This is a genomic window from Microbacterium sp., assembly GCF_047607465.1.
Taxonomy (GTDB): Bacteria; Actinomycetota; Actinomycetes; order Actinomycetales; family Microbacteriaceae; genus Microbacterium.
In genome coordinates this window covers 12,181-30,512 of the sequence record NZ_JASGCY010000004.1, presented here as the reverse complement: position 1 = coordinate 30,512, position 18,332 = coordinate 12,181, and the positions used below count along the sequence as shown (strand labels likewise).

Here is an 18,332-nt window from a genome sequence, read left to right as displayed (position 1 = left end):
CCGGCTTCTTACCTCACTCGGCGGGAGCCCTCCGCGGTGGGATCCGGCCGTCTCGTCGTGTTTTCGTCGTGCGGCGGTCACACCGCGCGCAGCACCGCCACGACCTTGCCGAGGATCGTCGACTCGTCGCCGAGGATCGGCTCGAACGCCGAGTTGCGGGGGAGCAGCCAGGTGTGGCCGTCGCGACGGCGGAGCACCTTCACCGTCGCCTCGCCGTCGAGCATCGCCGCGACGATCTCGCCGTTCTCCGCGCTGACCTGCGCCCGCACGACCACCCAGTCGCCGTCGCAGATCGCGGCGTCGATCATCGACTCGCCCGAGACCTTGAGCATGAACAGCTCGCCCTTGCCCACGAGCTGACGCGGCAGCGGGAAGATCTCCTCGACCTGCTGGTCGGCGGTGATCGGCACGCCGGCGGCGATGCGGCCGACGAGCGGGACCAGCGCCGCGTCGCCGACCGGGGTCGCGACGTCGGCCGGGTTCTCGCCGCTCGTGCCGGGCAGGTCGATGAGGACCTCCATCGCGCGGGTCTTGCCGGGGTCGCGCCGGAGGTACCCGCTGAGCTCGAGCTGCCCGAGCTGATGGGTGACGCTCGAGAGCGACTTCAAGCCGACGGCATCGCCGATCTCCCGCATGCTCGGCGGGTAGCCGTGGCGGCTGATCGAGTTCTGGATGACCTCGAGGATCGCCATCTGCTTCGCGCTGAGGCTCTTGCGGCGACGGGTGCGCGGCGCCTCGGGTTCAGGGGCGGAGATGTCGCTCATGGTGCTCCTCAGGTGCATGGCTCCGGGGCCGGAGTTCGAATGTCGGTGGTCCGTGATGTGGTGTCGATATCGAAACCGTATCCGAGAATCGTGCTCGTCTGGTAGATCTGTTCGAGCGTGTCGGCCAATTCGAAGATCGGATTTCGAAGAAGTCTTGACAGATATTCGAAATCGAAGATAGATTCGGAACGTAGCTTCGCATTCACGGCTCCCGGCCGAGCCGTGAATGCGAACGCTACGCCAACTTCCCCCGCGGGGGTCACGAGAGGGAGCACGACATGAGCACCATCGCCTTCAGCACCACGGCACAGATTCCGGCACGCGCGACGACCCGTCTGCGACTGACCGCTCGTGGTCGGCGTCTGCTCCTCGCCGCAGCCTCCGTGCCCGTCGCCGCGGCGATCGCATTCGGCATCCTCAGCGGCGGCAGCGCACTGGCATCGAACGACGGTGGCGCCTCGGCGACGTTCGAGACCGTCACGGTCGCACCCGGCGAGTCGCTGTGGTCGATCGCTTCGAGCATCGCCCCCGACGAGGACCCGCGGGTCGTCATCTCCGAGATCCGCGCCCTCAACGCGCTCTCCGCCTCCACGCTGCAGATCGGCGACGAGATCGCGATCCCGGCGCAGTACACGAAGTAGTCCGCAGTCGTCGTTCATAGCCGGATTCGTCGCATCCCGTCATCGTCACTGTCGCCGACGGCGACGGGTTCTAGCATGGGGAGGGTGACCGTTTCACTCGACGACCTCCCCCTTCGCGACGACCTTCGCGGACTCACTCCGTACGGCGCGCCCCAGGCCCCGCTGCCGATCGCGCTCAACGTCAACGAGAACACCCACCCGGTGCCCGACGCGGTGGCCAGCGACATCCTCGACGACATCGCGGTCGCCATCCGCGACGTGAACCGCTACCCCGACCGCGAGTTCACCGCCCTTCGCGAGGCCTTCGCCGGCTACCTCGGCCACGGGCTCACGTCCGACCAGATCTGGGCGGGCAACGGCTCCAACGAGGTTCTGCAGCACATTCTCCAGGCCTTCGGCGGGCCGGGGCGCACGGTGTTCGGTTTCGCGCCGACCTACTCGATGTACCCGCTGCTCACCCAGGGGACGGGGGCGAGGTGGATCGCGGGCACCCGTGAGTCCGACTACACGATCAGCGCCGAAGATGCAGCGGAGCAGGTGCGCGCCGCCGACCCCGACGTCGTCATCCTCTGCACACCGAACAACCCCACCGGCACCCCGCTCGGCCTCGACGTCGTCGAGGCGGTGTACGAGGCGGCGCGCGGCGTCGTCATCGTCGACGAGGCCTACCAGGAGTTCGCGCCCCACGACGCGGCATCCGCTCTCACGCTCCTCGAGGGGCGGGGGCGCCTTGCCGTCTCCCGCACGATGAGCAAGGCGTTCGCCTTCGCCGGCGCGCGGGTGGGCTACCTCGCAGCCGCCCCCGCCTTCATCGACGCGCTGCGCCTGGTGCGCCTGCCGTACCACCTCAGCGCGCTCACGCAGGCGGCGGCGGTCGCGGCGCTGCGCAACGCCGATGTGATGCTCTCCATGGTCGACGAGATCATCGAGCAGCGCGACCGGATCAGTGCGACGCTCGAGGCCCTCGGGTACACGCCGCACCGCTCCTGGTCGAACTTCGTGCTCTTCGGCGGCGTCGCCGATCCGAAGGCCACCTGGCAGGCGCTCTACGATCGCGGCGTGCTCGTGCGCGACGTCGGCATCCCAGGGCACCTGCGGGTCACGGCGGGCACAGAGGCCGAGACCACCGCGTTCCTCGACGCGCTCGCCTCGATAGGATCGGCGTCATGAGCACCTCCGCGCCCCGCACGGCTCGCCGCGTCCGCAGCACCTCCGAGTCGACCGTCGAACTCGAGCTGAACCTCGACGGCACCGGCGTCAGCCACATCGACACCTCGGTGCCGTTCTTCGACCACATGCTCACGGCGTTCGCGAAGCACTCGCTCACCGACCTCACCGTCCGCGCCTCCGGCGACACCCACATCGATGCGCACCACACGGTGGAGGACATCTCGATCGTGCTCGGCATGGCGATCCGCGAGGCTCTCGGCGACAAGTCCGGCATCTCCCGCTACGGAGACGCCCTCGTGCCTCTCGACGAGGCGCTCGCCCAGGCCGTGGTCGACATCTCCGGGCGCCCGTACCTCGTGCACGAGGGGGAGCCGGCCGGCTTCGAGTTCCACCTCATCGGCGGTCACTTCACGGGAGCCCTCGTGCGGCACTCCTTCGAGGCGATCACGTTCAACGCCGGCCTGACCGTGCACGTGCGGGTGCTCGGCGGGCGCGACCCCCACCACATCGCCGAGGCCGAGTACAAGGCCTTCGCGCGGGCGTTCCGGCAGGCCAAGGCGCTCGACCCGCTCGTCGACGGCATTCCCTCCACCAAGGGCGCGCTGTGAGCGCACCCAAGGTCGCCATCTTCGACTACGAGTCCGGCAACGTCCACTCCGCCGTCAAGGCGCTGATCGCCGCGGGCGCCGACGCCGTGCTCACGCGCGACAAGAACCAGGCGTTCGAGGCCGATGGTCTTGTCGTCCCCGGCGTCGGCGCGTTCCAGGCCGTGCGCGATGCGCTCTCCGCGCACGGTGGCGACGAGATCATCGATCGGCGCCTCGCCGGAGGGAGGGCGGTCCTCGGGATCTGCGTCGGCATGCAGGTGCTCTTCTCGCACGGGGTGGAGCGCGGCCACGACGCCGAGGGCCTCGGGGAGTGGCCGGGCGCGGTCACCGAGCTCAACGCGCCGGTCCTGCCGCACATGGGCTGGAACACGGTCGAGCCCGGCGCCGACAGCATCCTCTTCCGGGGCGTGGAGGACGAGCGCTTCTATTTCGTGCACTCCTACGCCGCGCAGTCGTGGGAGCTCGATGTGATCCCGCCGTTCCCGCAGCCGGTGCTCACCTGGACGACGTACGGCGACCCGTTCCTCGCCGCTGTGGAGAACGGGCCGCTGTCGGCGACCCAGTTCCACCCGGAGAAGTCCGGCGAAGCCGGCATCCGCCTTCTCGGCAACTGGGTCTCCAGTCTCTGAGACGCTCGTGCGGTGTCGCGCATTTGGGCGCCGGCGACCGCAGGAGTACCCTCGATTCTCGTGCCGCTGATCGGCGCATCCACTCACTCAAGGACGTCATGAACGACTTCGCGCAGTCTCCCTCGCTCACGCTCCTTCCCGCGGTCGATGTCGCCGGCGGCAAGGCCGTCCGACTGACCCAGGGGGAGGCCGGCAGCGAGACCAGCTACGGCGACCCGCTGGATGCCGCGGGGGAGTGGGTGTCGCAGGGCGCGGAGTGGATCCACCTCGTCGACCTCGACGCGGCGTTCGGCCGCGGCAGCAACGCCCCGATCCTGCGCAAGGTCATCAAGCAGTTCAAGCACGTGAACGTCGAGCTCTCAGGCGGCATCCGCGACGACGCGAGCCTCGAGGCCGCGCTCGAGACCGGTGCCGCGCGCATCAACCTCGGCACCGCCGCCCTCGAGAACCCCGAGTGGGCCGCCGATGTGATCGGGCGGTACGGCGAGGCGATCGCCGTCGGCCTCGACGTGCGCGGCACGACTCTCGCCGCACGCGGGTGGACGAAGGACGGTGGCGACCTCTGGGAGGTGCTCGACCGCCTCGAGGATGCCGGATGCAGCCGCTACGTCGTCACCGATGTCACTAAGGACGGAACGCTGCGCGGCCCGAACATCGAGCTCCTGCGCGAGATGACCTCGCGCACCCCGAAGCCCGTCGTGGCCTCCGGCGGCATCGCGACGCTCGACGACATCGCAGCTCTCCGCGATCTCGTGCCGCTGGGCGTCGAGGGCGCCATCGTCGGGAAGGCGCTGTACGCGGGCGCCTTCACGCTGGCCGAGGCTCTGGATGTCGCCGGAGACTGACCCGCACGCATGCGGACCGGATTCGCGCGACCACGGCGACTCCGCGGGCATCCCCTGGGAGGGGCGCCGCTTCGAGGCGAACCCCCATGCCGCCGACGACGGCTCGGCCGACCCCGCGCTGCTCGAGGCCCTCGTGCGCTTCCGCGCGGGGGAGGGCTCGCAGGTCGAGGTGGTCGACGCCTTCCGCGCGGCACGCGTGCTGATTCCGCTCGTCGCAGAGAAGGGCGATGAGGGTGTGGGGCCGACGGGGCTCGTGGTCGACAAGACCCAGGAGCTTTCGATCGTGACGGTCGCCGCTCCCGACGGCAGGCGCGTGCAGCCGGTGTTCTCCTGCGTCGAAGCGATGCAGAAGTGGGATCCGCTGGCGCGGCCGATCCCCGTCGAGGGGGTGCGCGCAGCGCTGGCGGCCTCCTCCGACGACACCGATCTCATCGTGCTGGATCCGACCGCTGCCACCGAATTCGCGATCCGCCGTCCCGCCGTGTGGGCGGTGGCCCAGGGCCACCGCTGGGAGCCCAGCTATCAGTCGCCGGAGGTGTTCGCCGCGCTGCAGGAGAGCGTGGCGCATGAGCTCGCCGTGATCGATGTCGCCGTCGCCGCGGGAGATCCAGACGCGCGCCTGCGCGGCCCCGAGCTCGTCGTGATCCTCGAGCTCACCGCGGGGCTCGAGCGCGAGACGCTCGACGCCGTGCTGCAGCGTCTCGCCCGGCGCTGGGCCGCCGACGACCGGATCGCCGTGCTCGCCGACTCCCTGAGCGTCAAGCTCCGCCCTTCCGCCTGAGCTCCCCGGCGGCGGGTGGCACCAGTTCCGGCATCCGCTGTCCGCATTCTTGCGCAACGGCCACTTCTCTGCGCTGGCGGATCAGGTGACCGGCCCCGTCCACTTCTCGCCCGGTCCCTTGCCGATCGGGTCGGGGATGGTCGACGCCTCGCGGAACGCGAGCTGCAGCGAACGCAGCCCGTCGCGCAGGGAGCGCGCGTGCATGTCGCTGATCTCGGGTGCACCGGCCGTGATGAGTCCGGCGAGGGCGTTGATAAGCTTGCGCGCCTCGTCGAGGTCGAGCTGCGCGTCTGGGTCGTCGGCGAGGCCGAGCTTGACGGCGGCCGCGCTCATCAGGTGCACGGCGGTCGTGGTGATCACCTCGACGGCGGGCACATCGGCGATGTCGCGCGTGGCGGACGCCGCTGCCTCTTCCTGCCGAGCCCAGCGCTCCTCGCGTTCGCGTGCCGCCTCGTCCGGTGCCTGGTTCGTCACTTCGCCTTGCCTTCTGTTAGACTTTGTCGGGCTCCAGAGCGTTCATGCTCTGGCACGAAAGAGGATTCACTTCCCACCCGCGCTTGCCGTTCCAGGCTACCGGGTCTTGCACTCCGCCGGATCACGTCGAAAGACGCGTGAGGTAGACAGGGTGCGGCGCCGATATCTGAATGTCGGCGGGTGGGAGACGACTCTGATTTCGCCTGGGATGCAGTCAGCATCCTGGTGGCCGAAACCATCGTCTAAGGAGTTCCGCATCAGCGATCCCCGTACCAATGAGCGCATCCGCGTCCCCGAGGTCCGCCTCGTCGGTCCCGCGGGTGAGCAGATCGGTGTCGTCCGCATCGAGGCCGCACTGCGTCTCGCGCAGGAAGCCGATCTCGACCTCGTCGAGGTCGCCCCGAACTCGAAGCCTCCCGTGGTCAAGATCATGGACTACGGCAAGTTCAAGTACGAGGCTGCCCAGAAGGCGAAGGAAGCTCGTCGCAACCAGGCGAACACGGTCCTCAAGGAAGTCCGTTTCCGTCTGAAGATCGAGGCTCACGACTACACGACCAAGCTCAAGCGCGCCGAGGGCTTCCTCAAGGCGGGCGACAAGGTCAAAGCGATGATCCTGTTCCGCGGTCGTGAGCAGTCGCGTCCGGAGCAGGGCGTGCGTCTGCTGCGCAAGTTCGCCGAGGATGTCGCCGAGTTCGGTACCGTCGAGTCGAACCCGACCATCGACGGTCGCAACATGGTGATGGTCATCGCGCCGCTGAAGAACAAGTCCGAGGCCAAGGCCGAGCAGAACGCGGTCCGCGATGCGAAGAAGCAGGCCGCTCGCGTGGCCAGATCGTCGGATGCCGCGGCTGACGCCGCAGCGGAGTGATCTCCGCCCCTGAGACTCCCGCACAGCGGGTCCCCACCGTCGCCTGAGAAGGCGCCATACGAAAGAAGAGAAGATGCCGAAGCAGAAGACCCACTCGGGTTCCAAGAAGCGCTTCAAGATCACCGGCAGCGGCAAGCTGAAGAAGCAGCAGGCCGGTATGCGCCACAACCTTGAGCACAAGTCGAGCCGTCGTACCCGCCGCCTCAACCAGGACCAGGTTCTGTCGAAGGCAGACTTCAAGGTCGCCAAGAAGCTTCTCGGTCGCTGACGCGTCCGATCGCAGGAATAGGAACACAGGAAAATGGCAAGAGTCAAGCGGGCAGTAAACGCCCACAAGAAGCGTCGCGTCATCCTCGAGCGCGCCTCCGGTTACCGCGGTCAGCGTTCGCGCCTCTACCGCAAGGCCAAAGAGCAGGTCATCCACTCGCTGGTCTACTCGTACCGTGACCGTCGCAAGCGCAAGGGCGACTTCCGCCGTCTCTGGATCCAGCGCATCAACGCCGCTGCCCGCCAGAACGGCATGACCTACAACCGCTTCATCCAGGGCCTCGGCCTCGCGGGTGTCACGGTCGACCGTCGCATCCTCGCCGACCTCGCGGTCAACGATGCGGCGACGTTCACGGCGCTGGTCGAGACGGCGAAGAAGGCCCTGCCCTCCGACGTCAACGCACCGAAGTCGGCCGCGTAAGCAGCACTGCTTCCAGAAGGCGCTCTCCCTCGGGAGGGCGCCTTCTGCCGTCCGGCGGCGGTGCGCGACGGGGGCCGCGTCGTTGCCTAGACTGAGAGCGTGTTGGAGAACCCCCGCTCCCCCCGAGTCCGTGCCGTCGCCAAACTGACCAAGCGCAGTGCCCGATCCGACACGGGCCTCTACCTCCTCGAGGGCCCGCAGTCGGTCCGCGAGGCGCTCACCTATCGCCCCGGGGCGATCGTCGAGCTGTTCACCGCGACCGCGGGATGGGACAAGCATCCGGACATCAGGGCGAAGGCGGCGGATGCCGGCATCGAACCGGTGTTCGTGACGGACTACGTGCTCGCGGCGATGGCCGACACGGTGACCCCGCAGGGGCTCGTCGCCGTGGCGCGGCAGACGCCGACATCGGGGCGCGACGTCTTCGCGGCCGCGCCCCGCCTGGTGGCGATCTGCGAGGAGATCCGCGACCCGGGAAACCTCGGGACGATCATCCGCGCGGCCGACGCTGCGGGGGCGGATGCCGTCATCCTCACCGGTCGCACGGTCGACCCCTACAATCCGAAGGTCGTACGGGCGACGACCGGATCGCTGTTCCACCTGCCGGTGTCCGTCGCGGCCGATCTCGAAGACGTCGTCGAGCAGGCCCATGCCGCGGGGCTCTCGGTCATCGCCGCCGACGTGAAGGGCGACGACCTGCTCGCCGCACGCGCCGAGGGCGTGCTGGCACGCCCGACGGGCTGGCTGTTCGGCAACGAGGCCCATGGGCTCGAGGATGCGGCCCTCGCCCTCGCTGACCACGTGCTGAAGCTGCCCATCTTCGGCAGGGCCGAGTCGTTGAACCTGGCGACGGCGGCGAGCGTGTGCCTGTACGAGAGCGCTTTCGCGCAGCGCGCGGCATCCGTCTCCTGAGGCGCTGGTGGAAAGGGGGCGGGATCGATGCGGATTCTGATTGTCGAGGACGACGATCGTGTCGCCTCCGCCCTCGACGCGTTCCTGCAGCGCTCGGGGTACGCGACCCAGCGCGCCGCCGACGGCGCCGAGGCGCTGGCTCTGCTCGACGCGCAGACCGAGGCGGTGCTCCTCGACCTCGGCCTTCCCGACGTGGGCGGCATCGATCTGTGCCGCCGCATCCGCGCCCGCTCCGAGGTGCCGATCGTCGTGGTCACGGCGCGCAGCCAGGTGATCGAGCGGATCAGGGGGCTGCGCGCCGGCGCCGACGACTTCGTCATCAAGCCCTACGACGTGCACGAGCTGCTCGCGCGCATCGAGGCGGTCACCCGCCGGGCGCGGCCGGCGCAGGTCGAGGCCGAGCCCGTCGTCGTCACCGCCACCGGAGACGTCCGCATCGACCTCGTCGCGCGCCGACTGCTCGTCGGCGACGAGATCATCGATCTCACCCCGAAGGAGTTCGATATCGTCGCGGTGCTGGCCAGGCACCCCGGTGTCGCCGTCCCGAAGGACCGGCTGATCCGCGAGGTGTGGAACACCGACTGGCGTGGTTTCACGCACTCCCTCGAAGTGCACGTCGGCGCGATCCGGCGCAAAGCCGGCGAGCGTCGTTTCATCAAGACGGTGCGCGGCGTCGGCTACCGGCTCGTGAGCGGCTGACGTGCGCAACCGGCTCATCATCGTCTTCCTCGTCCCGCTGGTCGCCGTGCTCCTCGGCCTCGGGGAGCGTGGCCGGCTGGAGCGCGGCGCGCGGGATCCAGCAGGCGTTCTATTCGCAGCAGTTGGGCGACCTCGGCTACTTCACCACGACGGCCCGGCAGTCGCTGCTGGCCGGAAGCACCGCCGTGTTCGACGCCGAGGCCCGGAGGTTCCAGGAGGTGTACGGCACCGAGGTCGCGGTCTTCGATCTCGCCGGCTCCGTCTGGGCGGCCGGTGCGCGCTCCTCCGGGGATGTGCTCTCCGAAGCCGAGGGCGAGCAGGTGCGTCTGGCGCTGTCGGGCCGTCGCGCGGAGCTCCCAACGTCGTCGCGGCCGTGGGAGATCGCGGACGTGTCGCTGGTCGAGCCGGTGTTCGACGACGGAGACGTCATCGGCGCGGTGATGATCACCGCGACGGGTGAGGGCGCAAGGTCGGCGCTGACGCGCGAGCTCGCCGTGCTCGTCGCGATCGCGCTCGTCGCCGTCGCGCTCGCCGTCGCGATCGTGTTCCAGCTCGCGCGGTGGGTGCTTGCGCCCGTGCACCGGCTGGACAGGGCGATGGTGGCGATCGAGCACGGCGAGATCGGAGCGCGCGTCGACGTGGACACGGGGCCGGCGGAGCTGCGCCGGATGACCAGGGTGTTCAACAACATGGCGGGCGAGATCGAGCGCGTGATCACCCGGCAGCAGGAGTTCGCCGCGAACGCCTCGCATGAGCTGCGCAACCCGCTGAACGCGCTGCTGCTGCGGGTCGAGCACCTGGCGACGGGACTCGGCCCAGAGTGGGATGCCGACGTCGAGGAGACGCGGCAGGAGGGCCGGCGCATGACGGAGATCCTCGAGACGCTGCTGAGCCTGACGCGGTCGGGGCGCGAGGCGTCGACGTTCTCAGCCGTCGATCTCGCCTCCCTCGTCGCCCGTCGCGCCGGCGCCTGGCGCGACGTGGCGGCGCAGCGCGGGGTGAGTCTGAGCACGGCGCGCACAGGGCCGGTGCTGAGCGTCACCGATCGGATGCTGATCGAAGGGGCGCTGGATGCGCTGATCGACAACGCGGTGAAGTATTCGCCGGCCGGTGGCCTGATCGAGCTCGAAGCAGCTCGAGAGGGCGCGGTATGCGTGATCTCGGTGCGTGATCACGGGCCAGGACTCACCGAGGAGGAGGCATCGATGGCGATCGACCGGTTCTGGCGCGGTGCGGAGGACGACGTGGCCGGCGCCGGTCTCGGCCTCGCGATCGTCACCGATCTGATGGCCTCGATCGGCGGGGACCTCGTCGTCGCCCCGGCCGACGGCGGGGGGCTCGTGGCGATCCTGCGCATCCCCGACCCCGAGGGATCATGAGAGCGCCGGTGCGCAGGGCGCTGGCAGCGATGATGGCGCTGTTCGTCATCATCGCCATCGCGGGGTGCTCGCCGCGAGCGGGGGAGTGGAGCGCGGAGCCGTACGCGATCGCCGGCGGGGCGGCGGGCGGGGTGTACGACGCCTACGGCGATCAGCTGGCCCGCACGCTGGTGCAGGCCCGCGGCATCGTCGCCGGCGTGCTCGGCTGGGTGGTGTGGCGGCTGCAGGCCACAGGGCAGTTCGCCCCCGAGAAGTGGAACATCTTCACGTACTCCGCGGTCTGGGTCCGCTTCGGCCAGGGACTGCTGGCCACCCTGGCGGCGTTCGCCGTGGCCGGTGTCGGCTCCCTCGTGCTCGGCTTCCTGCTCGGCATCGGGCGGCTCTCCGAGCACGCCTGGGTGCGCGAGCCCGTGCGTTGGATCATCGAGCTGCTCCGGGCCATCCCCGTGCTCGTGCTGATGATGCTCCTCTACTACGGACTCCCTGTGCTCGGCGTGAAGATGCCCCCGTACTGGGCGGTCGTCATCGCCCTCATCGTCTACAACGGCTCGGTGCTTGCCGAGGTGCTCCGCGCCGGTGTCGAGGCGCTGCCCCGAGGGCAGAAGGAGGCCGGTTACGCGATCGGCCTGCGCAAGACCGGTGTGATGTCGCTGATCCTGCTGCCTCAGGCCGTGCGGGCCATGATGCCGGTCATCGTCGCCCAGCTCGTCGTCGCGCTGAAGGACACCGCGCTCGGGTTCATCATCACGTACCAGGAGCTGCTGTACGTCATCAACCAGCTCGGCAACCAGGCGCCCTACGGTTCGCCGCTGATCCAGTCGGCCATCATCGGCGGTTCGATGTACGTCGCGGTCTGCCTCCTCATCTCCTACGTGGCCTACCGCATGGAGAAGCGCGCGAAGCGCTCGCCGAAGACCGAGGCCCATGCGGCCGCCGATGCCGACCCGCGCATCAACAAGGACTCGACGGTGACCGAGGTGATCGCCATGCAGCGCGGTGCGGGGAAGTTCGACGGGACCAACACCGGCGTGTGAGGCGCCGGGGCGCTGGCGTACGACGCGCCGGAGGTCAGCCGGCGATGAGGGCGTCGTACACGGCGGTGAACCGCTCGAGCAGCGTCGCGTAGTAGTCCTGCTCGTCCTGCTCCGGCATGATCGGCTCGGTGGGCGCGACCTGCGCGGCGGTCTGATCGGGGTGCAGCACGGACAGCGCCAGCACCGCGGCGCCGCGCATCGTGACGCGCTTGACCTCCACCGCCTGCAGGGGGAATCCGATCGCCTGTGTCACCACGCGCATGAGCCCCGGGCGAGCGCCGGCGGCGCCGCCGGAGGCGATCACCCGCTCGATGCCGGGGTTCGCCTCCCTGAGCTGGGCGAAGACGCGGGCGTACGACAGCGCGATCCCCTCGGCGGCGCCGCGCCACAGATCGAGCGGCGTCGTCGACGAGGAGACGTCGGTGAAGATCGCCCGTGCGTCGCCCGCCCAGCCCGTGGCGCGCTCACCGGTGAAGAACGGCAGGACGAGGGGCACGCCGTCCGTCGGCGGGGCGCTGAGAGCGACCTCGACCGCTTCGGGCGGCACCGCGGCCAGGGTGCTCTCCAGCCACAGGAGGACCCGGCCCACGTCGTTGAGGGCGCCGCCGACGATCGACTGGGAGCGCGAGACGCGGTAGGCCCACAGACCGGACGGGACCACATTGGGGGTCCCGTCGACGATCACCCTGATCGCCCCGGAGGTGGCCGCGGACATCGCGGCGATCTCGGGGCGGTCGGCGCCCACGCCGATGTTCGAGGCGTAGCCGTCGGGCACGGCGGGGAACCAGGCGGCGCCCTCCAGCGCGGGCCAGCGCTCGGCGACCTCGGGCGACACGTCGGTGATGGGCTGGTCGGGATCGAGCGCGGGCGCGAACCGGGAGCGGTCGACGCCGACCGCTGCGAGGAGCTCGTCGTCGAGTTCGCAAGTGTGGCGGTTGAGGATGCCGGCCCAGGCCATCGTCGAGGTGGCGGCGCCTTCGATGCCCGCCAGGCGCGCGTACACGTACTCGCCGAGCGACAGGAACTTCGCCGTGCGCGCGAAGACCTCGGGCTGCGTCTCCTGGAGCCAGAGCAGCCGCGGCGGGTGGTAGCTCGTGTGCAGGCGCGCGCCGATGCGCTGGTGCACCTCGGTCTCGTCGAGCGTCTCGCGAAGACGGGCGAGCTGCGCGGACGAACGGGAGTCCGCGTACGTGTAGCAGGGGGTCAGCGCGCGGCCCTCGGCATCGACGCACACGAGCGAGGAGGCGAAGGTGTCCATCACGACGGCGCGGATCAGACCGGGCCCGATCTCGCTCACCACGTCGCCGATGACCGAGGCGACCTCGTCGGCGACCTGATCCGCGTCGATCTCGGCGGTGCCGTCGGTCGTCTCGGTGAAGAGGTGGTCGGCTTTGACGGTGCGCTTTTTGATCGGGCGCGCGTACGCGTCGTACAGGCAGCACCGGGTGGAACCGGACCCGATGTCGATGGCGAGCACGCACGGGGCGGGTGCCGTCTCCAGGGGAATGCTGCGGGTGGTGGGGGCCTCGGACTGCATGTTTCTCCCTCTCCCTCGCCATCGGGGGTCGCTCTCGCCATCGATCCTATCCGGCCACTAAGGTGTGGCGTAGGCTGCGGTCGTCAAGGATCCGCGCTCAGTGAGGAGCCCGTCAATGAATGCACTGTTCGCGGCTGCGTCCCCGTACACGGGGATGCTGCCCTTCGCGGATCCCGCGGCCCCACCCGCCGCGAGCACGGCCCAGTTGATCATCGCCGCGGTGGTGTCGATCGTGATCATCGTGGCCCTGATCCTGTGGGTGAAGATGCATCCGTTCTTCGCCCTCATGCTCGGCTCGGCCGTCATGGCGGTGGCCGCGAACATGGGGTTCACCGACGCCTTCACGTCGTTCTCGGCCGGCCTCGGCTCGACCGTCGGCGGGGTGGGCGTCCTCATCGTCCTCGGCGCGGTGATCGGGCGCTTCCTCACCGAATCGGGTGCCGCCGACGAGATCGTCGACACGGTGCTGGCGAAGACGCCGGCGAAGCGTCTTCCCTGGGCGATGGCGTTCGCCGCCTTCATCATCGGCATCCCGCTGTTCTTCGAGGTCGGCGTCGTGCTGCTGATCCCCATCGTCATGCTCGTCGCCAAGCGCGCCAAGCTCCCGGTCATCCTCGTCGGCATTCCCGCCCTGGCCGGCCTCTCGGCGCTGCACGGCCTCGTGCCCCCGCACCCCGGCCCGCTCATCGCCATCGACGCGCTGAAGGCGGACCTCGGCGTCACCCTCGCCCTCGGCCTGCTGGTCGCGATTCCGACGGTCATCATCGCGGGCCCCGTGATGGCGAAGCCGATGGCGAAGTGGGTGCCGATCGCGGCCTCCGACAAGCTGCTCGCTCCGGTCGACGAGAACAGAGGGCGGCGGCCCTCGTTCGGCATCGCGCTCTCCGTTGTGCTGATGCCCGTCGTCCTCATGCTCATGATGACGGTCGTGAAGGCGACCGGCATCGGCGAGACCGGTGTCGGCCAGGTGCTCGTGTGGCTCGGCACCCCGCTGCAGGCGCTGCTGATCACCGCGCTCTACTCGATGGTCGTGCTCGGCACGACGCTGGGACGGACGATGTCGGAGGTCGCCTCCGAGACCGGCGCCGCGTTCGCGCCGATCGCCTCCATCCTCCTCATCGTCGGCGCCGGCGGCGGCTTCAAGCAGACGCTCGTCGACTCCGGTGTCGGCCAGGTGATCGGCAGCGGGATCGCCGGATCCGGGATGCCGCTGCTGATCGCCGGCTGGCTCGTCGCCGTCGTCATCCGTCTCGCCACCGGCTCCGCCACGGTCGCCACGATCACGGCCGCCGGCATCATGGCCCCGCTCGTGGGCGACCTGAGCAGCACGCACGTCGCGCTCATGGTCCTCGCCATCGGCGCCGGATCGGTCTTCCTCTCCCACGTCAACGACGCCGGATTCTGGCTCGTGAAGGAGTACTTCGGCATGACCGTCGGTCAGACGTTCAAGACCTGGAGCCTCATGGAATGCGTGGTCTCGGTGGTCGGACTGATCGGAGTGCTGCTGCTCGGACTCGTCGTCTGAGGCGGGGCGGCCGCGGCACGGGGGAGAGGGTGCTCGGCGGGTAGACTCGGTTCTCGTGTCCGATTCTCCTCGCGCCGTCGAACCCCCCGAGATCACCCCCGAAGCGGTCGAAGCCGCTGTCGCCGCAGCCCTCGAGGCCATCGGCGCCGCCGCCGACACCGCTGAGCTGAAGGCGGCTCGTGTCGCGCACGTCGCCGACGGCTCGCCGCTGGCCGTGCTGAACGCCTCGATGCGCCAGGTCGCGCCCGAGAACAAGGCCGCGTTCGGCAAGCTCGTGGGCCAGGGGCGGGGGCGCGTGACCCAGGCGCTCGCCGCCAAGGAGGCCGAGCTCGCCGCCGCCGAGGTCGCCGCGCGCCTCGAGGCCGAGCGCGTCGACATCACGGCGGTGCCTTCCCGCACACGCGTCGGCGCCCGGCATCCGCTCACCCTGCTCAGCGAGCAGATCGCCGACATCTTCGTCGGCATGGGGTGGGAGATCGCGGAGGGCCCCGAGCTCGAGCACGAGTGGTTCAACTTCGACGCCCTGAACTTCGACGTCGACCACCCCGCCCGCCAGGAGCAGGACACCTTCTACGTCGACCCGACCTCCCGCCACCTCGTGATGCGCACGCACACGAGCCCCGTGCAGGTGCGCTCGATGCTCGAGCGCGAGGTGCCGATCTACGTGCTGTGCCCCGGACGCGTCTACCGCACTGACGAGTTCGACGCGACGCACCTTCCGGTGTTCACCCAGTTCGAGGGACTGGTCGTCGACAAGGGCATCTCGATGGCCCACCTCAAAGGCACGCTTGACCATGTCGCCCGCCAGCTCTTCGGCCCAGAGGCGAAGACGCGCTTCCGCACGAACTTCTTCCCCTTCACCGAGCCGTCCGCCGAGCTCGACCTCTGGCACCCGACCTTCAAGGGCGGCGCGCGCTGGATCGAGTGGGGCGGCTGTGGCATGATCAACCCCAACGTGCTGCGGGCGGCGGGCATCGACCCCGACGTGTACAGCGGCTTCGCGTTCGGCATGGGCGTCGAGCGCGGGCTCATGTTCCGCAGCGACGTGCAGGACATGCGCGACATGGCCGAGGGCGATATCCGATTCAGCGAGCAGTTCGGGATGGTGGTGTGATGCGCGTCCCGCTTTCGTGGCTGCGTGAGTACGTCGATCTGGCAGCGGATGCCACGCCCGAGGACGTCCTCGCGGCGATGGTGTCGGTCGGCTTCGAAGAGGAGGACGTGCACCGCTTCGAGATCTCCGGACCCGTCGTCGTCGGCCAGGTGCTGTCCTTCGAGGAGGAGCCGCAGTCGAACGGCAAGACCATCCGGTGGTGCCAGGTCGATGTGGGCGAAGCCAACGGCGGCGTGCGCGGCATCGTCTGCGGTGCGCACAACTTCGCCGTGGGCGACAAGATTGTGGCCACCCTGCCCGGGTCGGTGCTGCCTGGTCCTTTCCCGATCGCCGCGCGCAAGACCTACGGCCACGTGTCCGACGGCATGATCGCCTCGGCGCGCGAGCTGGGTCTTGGGGACGAGCACAACGGCATCCTGGTTCTCGCCGAGCTCGGCCTCGACCCCGAGGTCGGCGCCGATGCGATCGCCCTGCTGGGTCTTGACGACGTCGCGGTCGACGTCAACGTCACGCCTGACCGCGGCTACGCGTTCTCCGTGCGAGGCATCGCCCGCGAGTACTCGCACGCGACCGGTGCGGCCTTCCGCGACCCGGCCGAGCGCGATGCCGCCGACCTGCAGCCTGGTACCGGCCACACCGCTGTCGTCGACGACCGGGAGCCCGTGCGCGGGCGCGTCGGTGCGAGCGAGTTCGTCACCCGCGTCGTCCGCGGCGTCGATCCGTCGCGTCCGACCCCGCCGTGGATGATCGCCCGCCTGTCGCTGGCCGGCATGCGGTCGCTGGGCGTGCTCATCGACATCACGAACTATGTGATGCTCGAGCTCGGCCAGCCGCTGCACGGCTACGACCTCGACAAGCTCGACGGCGGCATCACGGTGCGTCGCGCGGCGCCGGGGGAGAAGATCACGACGCTCGACGGGCAGGAGCGCGTCCTGCACGAAGAGGATCTGCTGATCGCCGACGGCTCCGGCCCCATCGGCATCGCCGGCGTCATGGGCGGCGGCACCACCGAGATGACCGAGACCACCCGCAACGTGCTCATCGAGGCGGCGACCTTCGACCCGACCACGATCGCGCGCTCTGCCCGTCGGCACAAGCTGCCCAGCGAGGCGTCCAAGCGCTTCGAGCGCGGCGTCGACCCGCTGATCCCGTTCGTCGCCGCCCGCCGAGCGGCCGACCTCATGGTCTCCCTCGCCGGCGGCACCCTGACCGACGAGGGCGGGGCGCTGTTCGCCGAGGTCACCACCTGCGAGATCGAGCTGCCAGCCGGTTTCGTGCAGAGCCTCATCGGCGTGGACTACACGGATGCCGAGATCACGGGTGCGCTGGAGACGATCGGCGCCGAGGTGACCGCCTCAGGGGAAGGCTGGGCCGTCATCCCGCCCACCTGGCGCCCCGACCTCACCGACAAGTGGACGCTCGCCGAGGAGGTCGCCCGCATCCACGGGCTCGACCGCATCCCCTCGGTGCTGCCGACGCCGCCGTCGGGGCGCGGGCTCACCGCGCACCAGCAGGGCCGCCGCCGCGTGGCGAACGCGCTCGCGGCCGCAGGGTTCGTGGAGACCTCGGCGTTCCCGTTCACGAGCGACATCCAGAACGATCTGCACGGCTCCGCCTCCGGCGAGAAGCTGCCGAGCATCCGTCTGGCGAACGCCCTCGACGGTCAGGCGTCGTACCTGCGCCGCTCGCTGATCCCCGGGCTCCTGCAGACCGCGCACCGCAACATCTCGCGCGGCTTCACGGACCTCGCGATCTTCGAGACGGGGACCGTGTTCCTGCCCGAGCCGGGGTTCGTCTACGGCACCGACGAGGTGCCGCCGCTGGGCGCGCGGCCGAGCGATGAGAAGCTCGCCGAGCTGAACGCGTCGATCCCGCCGCAGCACCGGCACATCGCCGCACTCCTCACCGGGAACGTCTCGGCTCGCCAGCCGGGCCGTGCGGCCGAGGCGGCTGGCCTCACCGAGGCGCTCGACGCGGTGCGGGTCATCGCCGCCGCCGCGGGGGTCGAGATCGACGTGGTCCAGGGACAGCGCACCGCCCTCCACCCCGGTCGTACCGGCGTGCTGCTGGTCGGCGACACCGAGGTCGGCTACGTGGGTGAACTGCATCCCGACGTCGCCGCCGATGCCGATCTCCCCGGCCGGGCCACTGTCCTCGAGCTCGACCTCGACGGCATCCTGTCGCTCGCCGGAGAATCGGCGGTCGCGGCCTCGCTGTCGACCTTCCCCGCCGCGACGCAGGACGTGTCGCTCGTCGTGCCCGCCGAGCTCCCCGCCGCCGAGCTGCGCGACGCGCTCGTCGAGGGTGCAGGGCCGCTGCTGGAGTCGCTGCGTCTCGTCGACGACTACCGCGGCGAGGGCGTGCCCGACGGCTCGAAGAGCCTGACCTTCGCCCTGCGCTTCCGTGCCGACGACCGGACGCTCACGGCGGCGGAGGCCACGGAGGCCAAGCTCGCCGGCGTCGCGGTCGCGTCCGAGCGCTTCGGCGCCGCGATCCGGGACTGAGTCCTGCATCCTGCAGGAGTTTCCGCATCGTGCAGTGCCGGTCTCTGTGATCCGGTCCTGCATGACTGCGGAACTCCTGCAGGATGCGGATGCGGATGCGGATGCGGATGCCGGAACCGGATGCCGGACACATGACGGGCCGGATTTGCGGATGCCGCGG

19 protein-coding genes are annotated in these 18,332 nt (G+C 69.9%); 16 read left to right on the top strand and 3 right to left on the bottom strand.

Annotated elements, in window-relative coordinates; all coding sequences use genetic code 11:
* Positions 1-77 precede the first annotated feature (77 nt).
* Positions 78-764, bottom strand: a complete 687-nt coding sequence (gene lexA / locus QM568_RS00660) for a transcriptional repressor LexA (RefSeq protein WP_415134766.1) — start codon at positions 762-764, stop codon at positions 78-80.
* 278 nt (positions 765-1,042) lie between these two features.
* Between lexA and QM568_RS00655 the strand changes: the two genes are divergently transcribed.
* The 6 genes from QM568_RS00655 (at position 1,043) to QM568_RS00630 (ending at position 5,438) form a co-directional block, all read left to right on the top strand.
* The gene (locus QM568_RS00655; RefSeq protein ID WP_415134764.1) at positions 1,043-1,405 is read left to right on the top strand and encodes a LysM peptidoglycan-binding domain-containing protein; all 363 of its coding nucleotides are present in this window, start codon (positions 1,043-1,045) and stop codon (positions 1,403-1,405) included.
* A gap of 75 nt (positions 1,406-1,480) precedes the next feature.
* Positions 1,481-2,575: a histidinol-phosphate transaminase gene (locus QM568_RS00650; RefSeq protein ID WP_415134762.1), complete on the top strand. Its 1,095-nt coding sequence runs from the start codon at positions 1,481-1,483 to the stop codon at positions 2,573-2,575.
* Entirely contained in the window at positions 2,572-3,183 is a 612-nt protein-coding gene (gene hisB / locus QM568_RS00645; protein ID WP_415134760.1) for an imidazoleglycerol-phosphate dehydratase HisB, read from the top strand. The genes QM568_RS00650 and hisB overlap by 4 nt, the downstream gene beginning before the upstream one ends.
* Positions 3,180-3,812 carry an imidazole glycerol phosphate synthase subunit HisH gene (hisH, locus tag QM568_RS00640; protein WP_415134758.1) on the top strand — a complete coding sequence of 211 codons (633 nt, stop codon included), beginning with the start codon at positions 3,180-3,182 and terminating at the stop codon, positions 3,810-3,812. Before hisB ends, hisH begins: the two co-directional genes overlap by 4 nt.
* A gap of 98 nt (positions 3,813-3,910) precedes the next feature.
* Positions 3,911-4,657 carry a bifunctional 1-(5-phosphoribosyl)-5-((5-phosphoribosylamino)methylideneamino)imidazole-4-carboxamide isomerase/phosphoribosylanthranilate isomerase PriA gene (gene priA, locus QM568_RS00635; RefSeq protein WP_415134756.1) on the top strand — a complete coding sequence of 249 codons (747 nt, stop codon included), beginning with the start codon at positions 3,911-3,913 and terminating at the stop codon, positions 4,655-4,657.
* Positions 4,641-5,438, top strand: coding sequence for an SseB family protein (locus QM568_RS00630; protein WP_415134754.1), 798 nt, complete (start codon positions 4,641-4,643; stop codon positions 5,436-5,438). Before priA ends, QM568_RS00630 begins: the two co-directional genes overlap by 17 nt.
* 81 nt (positions 5,439-5,519) lie before the next feature.
* Here the strand turns inward: QM568_RS00630 and QM568_RS00625 are convergent, their stop codons facing one another.
* Positions 5,520-5,912 carry a DUF1844 domain-containing protein gene (locus tag QM568_RS00625; protein WP_415134752.1) on the bottom strand — a complete coding sequence of 131 codons (393 nt, stop codon included), beginning with the start codon at positions 5,910-5,912 and terminating at the stop codon, positions 5,520-5,522.
* A gap of 208 nt (positions 5,913-6,120) precedes the next feature.
* On the opposite strand from QM568_RS00625, the gene infC reads away from it, so the two are divergent.
* The 7 genes from infC (at position 6,121) to QM568_RS00590 (ending at position 11,492) form a co-directional block, all read left to right on the top strand.
* Positions 6,121-6,780, top strand: coding sequence for a translation initiation factor IF-3 (gene infC, locus QM568_RS00620; RefSeq protein ID WP_415134750.1), 660 nt, complete (start codon positions 6,121-6,123; stop codon positions 6,778-6,780).
* Positions 6,781-6,853: 73 nt separating this feature from the next.
* Positions 6,854-7,048: a 50S ribosomal protein L35 gene (gene rpmI, locus QM568_RS00615; RefSeq protein ID WP_415134748.1), complete on the top strand. Its 195-nt coding sequence runs from the start codon at positions 6,854-6,856 to the stop codon at positions 7,046-7,048.
* Positions 7,049-7,081: 33 nt separating this feature from the next.
* On the top strand, positions 7,082-7,468 hold the full coding sequence (gene rplT, locus QM568_RS00610; RefSeq protein ID WP_415134746.1) for a 50S ribosomal protein L20: 387 nt from the start codon (positions 7,082-7,084) through the stop codon (positions 7,466-7,468).
* A gap of 99 nt (positions 7,469-7,567) precedes the next feature.
* Positions 7,568-8,380, top strand: coding sequence for a TrmH family RNA methyltransferase (locus QM568_RS00605; RefSeq protein ID WP_415134744.1), 813 nt, complete (start codon positions 7,568-7,570; stop codon positions 8,378-8,380).
* A 27-nt stretch (positions 8,381-8,407) separates the two neighbouring features.
* The gene (locus QM568_RS00600; protein ID WP_415134742.1) at positions 8,408-9,079 is read left to right on the top strand and encodes a response regulator transcription factor; all 672 of its coding nucleotides are present in this window, start codon (positions 8,408-8,410) and stop codon (positions 9,077-9,079) included.
* Positions 9,080-9,147: 68 nt separating this feature from the next.
* Positions 9,148-10,458: a sensor histidine kinase gene (locus QM568_RS00595; protein WP_415134740.1), complete on the top strand. Its 1,311-nt coding sequence runs from the start codon at positions 9,148-9,150 to the stop codon at positions 10,456-10,458.
* Positions 10,455-11,492, top strand: coding sequence for an amino acid ABC transporter permease (locus QM568_RS00590; RefSeq protein WP_415134738.1), 1,038 nt, complete (start codon positions 10,455-10,457; stop codon positions 11,490-11,492). Before QM568_RS00595 ends, QM568_RS00590 begins: the two co-directional genes overlap by 4 nt.
* A gap of 34 nt (positions 11,493-11,526) precedes the next feature.
* Here the strand turns inward: QM568_RS00590 and QM568_RS00585 are convergent, their stop codons facing one another.
* Complete coding sequence (locus QM568_RS00585) at positions 11,527-13,029, bottom strand: gluconokinase (RefSeq protein WP_415134736.1); 1,503 nt, start codon at positions 13,027-13,029, stop codon at positions 11,527-11,529.
* Positions 13,030-13,144: 115 nt separating this feature from the next.
* Here QM568_RS00585 and QM568_RS00580 point away from each other — a divergent pair, with 115 nt between their 5' ends.
* From QM568_RS00580 to pheT, 3 genes are read left to right on the top strand one after another with little or no spacing between them, the layout of a single operon-like run.
* Entirely contained in the window at positions 13,145-14,554 is a 1,410-nt protein-coding gene (locus QM568_RS00580) for a GntP family permease (RefSeq protein ID WP_415134734.1), read from the top strand.
* Positions 14,555-14,609: 55 nt separating this feature from the next.
* Complete coding sequence (gene pheS, locus QM568_RS00575; RefSeq protein WP_415134732.1) at positions 14,610-15,668, top strand: phenylalanine--tRNA ligase subunit alpha; 1,059 nt, start codon at positions 14,610-14,612, stop codon at positions 15,666-15,668.
* Entirely contained in the window at positions 15,668-18,172 is a 2,505-nt protein-coding gene (gene pheT, locus QM568_RS00570) for a phenylalanine--tRNA ligase subunit beta (RefSeq protein WP_415134730.1), read from the top strand. The genes pheS and pheT overlap by 1 nt, the downstream gene beginning before the upstream one ends.
* The last annotated feature ends 160 nt before the right edge of the window (positions 18,173-18,332 follow it).

Coding starts and splice junctions, on each gene's coding strand:
- lexA (WP_415134766.1), bottom strand. CDS start 764: ATGAGCGACATCTCCGCCCCTGAACCCGAGGCGCCGCGCACCCGTCGC.
- QM568_RS00655 (WP_415134764.1), top strand. CDS start 1,043: ATGAGCACCATCGCCTTCAGCACCACGGCACAGATTCCGGCACGCGCG.
- QM568_RS00650 (WP_415134762.1), top strand. CDS start 1,481: ATGGGGAGGGTGACCGTTTCACTCGACGACCTCCCCCTTCGCGACGAC.
- hisB (WP_415134760.1), top strand. CDS start 2,572: ATGAGCACCTCCGCGCCCCGCACGGCTCGCCGCGTCCGCAGCACCTCC.
- priA (WP_415134756.1), top strand. CDS start 3,911: ATGAACGACTTCGCGCAGTCTCCCTCGCTCACGCTCCTTCCCGCGGTC.
- QM568_RS00630 (WP_415134754.1), top strand. CDS start 4,641: ATGTCGCCGGAGACTGACCCGCACGCATGCGGACCGGATTCGCGCGAC.
- infC (WP_415134750.1), top strand. CDS start 6,121: ATGCAGTCAGCATCCTGGTGGCCGAAACCATCGTCTAAGGAGTTCCGC.
- rpmI (WP_415134748.1), top strand. CDS start 6,854: ATGCCGAAGCAGAAGACCCACTCGGGTTCCAAGAAGCGCTTCAAGATC.
- rplT (WP_415134746.1), top strand. CDS start 7,082: ATGGCAAGAGTCAAGCGGGCAGTAAACGCCCACAAGAAGCGTCGCGTC.
- QM568_RS00600 (WP_415134742.1), top strand. CDS start 8,408: ATGCGGATTCTGATTGTCGAGGACGACGATCGTGTCGCCTCCGCCCTC.
- QM568_RS00590 (WP_415134738.1), top strand. CDS start 10,455: ATGAGAGCGCCGGTGCGCAGGGCGCTGGCAGCGATGATGGCGCTGTTC.
- QM568_RS00585 (WP_415134736.1), bottom strand. CDS start 13,029: ATGCAGTCCGAGGCCCCCACCACCCGCAGCATTCCCCTGGAGACGGCA.
- QM568_RS00580 (WP_415134734.1), top strand. CDS start 13,145: ATGAATGCACTGTTCGCGGCTGCGTCCCCGTACACGGGGATGCTGCCC.
- pheT (WP_415134730.1), top strand. CDS start 15,668: ATGCGCGTCCCGCTTTCGTGGCTGCGTGAGTACGTCGATCTGGCAGCG.